The organism is Streptomyces sp. UNOC14_S4, assembly GCF_020740835.1.
Taxonomy (GTDB): Bacteria; Actinomycetota; Actinomycetes; order Streptomycetales; family Streptomycetaceae; genus Streptomyces.
This window is the reverse complement of the sequence record NZ_JAINFC010000949.1, coordinates 1-1,147: the sequence shown is the minus strand read 5'-3', so window position 1 is coordinate 1,147 and position 1,147 is coordinate 1. Positions and strand designations below refer to the sequence as shown.

The following is a 1,147-nucleotide window of genomic DNA, read 5'->3' as shown; positions in this document are numbered from 1 at the left end:
CCCCCGCACGTCCCCCGATTCCTCCTCCCCTTCGGTTCCCGAGAAGAAGTGAGCCCCGCATGCCCGTCCGTCATCGGCGCCGGCTCGGCGCCAAGCACCTCGTCCTCTTCGCCTTACTCGCGCTGCTCGGCTCGGCGGGTACCTTCGCCGCCGTCACCGGCAGCGCCTCCGCCCACCCCGACACCCAGCCCGAGACATCACTCAACGTAACATCAACTACCGACAGTCACCAGCACGCAGGCCCGTCCGCCGCGGATTTCGTGGATATTCGGGGCGCACAGCCAGCACCGCACGCTCCCCGGAACGGTCCGCGCGCCTCCACAGGCACCTTCATCACCCGGTGCGGCCGCAACGAGAACGGCCATCGCAACCCCGACAACTTCATCGTCACCCCCGGCGTCGCCAACGGCGCCCACCACCTCCACGACTACGTCGGCAACCTCTCCACGGACGCCGCCTCCACCGACGCCTCCCTGCGCACGGCGGGCACCACTTGCCCTCAAGGCGACAAGTCGACGTATTTCTGGCCCGTTCTGCGCGTACTGGGCAAGCGTGCCGAAGGCCGCGGTGCCGCCGACCGGGCCAACCCCGGACGCGTGCTCACCCCCGACAGCGTCGGCCTCGCCTTCCTCGGCAGCCCGGTCGGCCCGGTCGCCGCGATGCCGGAGGTGCTGCGCATGATCACCGGCGACGCCAAGGCGTTCACGAACGGAACGGCGAACGCCCGCGCCCAGTGGACCTGCACGGGCTTCACCGACCGCGCCCTCACGGACAAGTACCCCTTGTGCCCGGCAGGCAGCAGGGTCATGCGGCTGCTGGACTTCCCCAGCTGCTGGGACGGGCGGCGGACCGACAGCCCCGACCACCGCTCCCACATCCGCTTCCCGGACACCGCGTCGGGCCGCTGCGCCCACGGGCTCACCCCCGTGCCCCGGCTGCGGATGACCCTGACCTACACCGTGCCGCGGGGCCCGGTCTACGCGGTGGACAGCTTCCCCGAGCAGCTCCGCAAGCCCGTCACGGACCACGCCGACTTCGAGAACGTGATGCCGCGGGCACTCATGGAGACCGCCGTGCGCTGCATCAACACCGGCCGCCGCTGCGGCTGATCGATGCCCGCCACCCTCGCCACGGCTGGCATCCCCGC

Annotated in this window: 1 protein-coding gene; it reads left to right on the top strand. The window is 71.2% G+C overall.

Translation table 11 applies throughout. The annotated features are described in order from the left end of the window. The first annotated feature begins 59 nt into the window (after nt 1-59). On the top strand, nt 60-1,109 hold the full coding sequence (locus tag K6I34_RS37235) for a DUF1996 domain-containing protein (RefSeq protein ID WP_229332435.1): 1,050 nt from the start codon (nt 60-62) through the stop codon (nt 1,107-1,109). Nucleotides 1,110-1,147 lie beyond the last annotated feature (38 nt).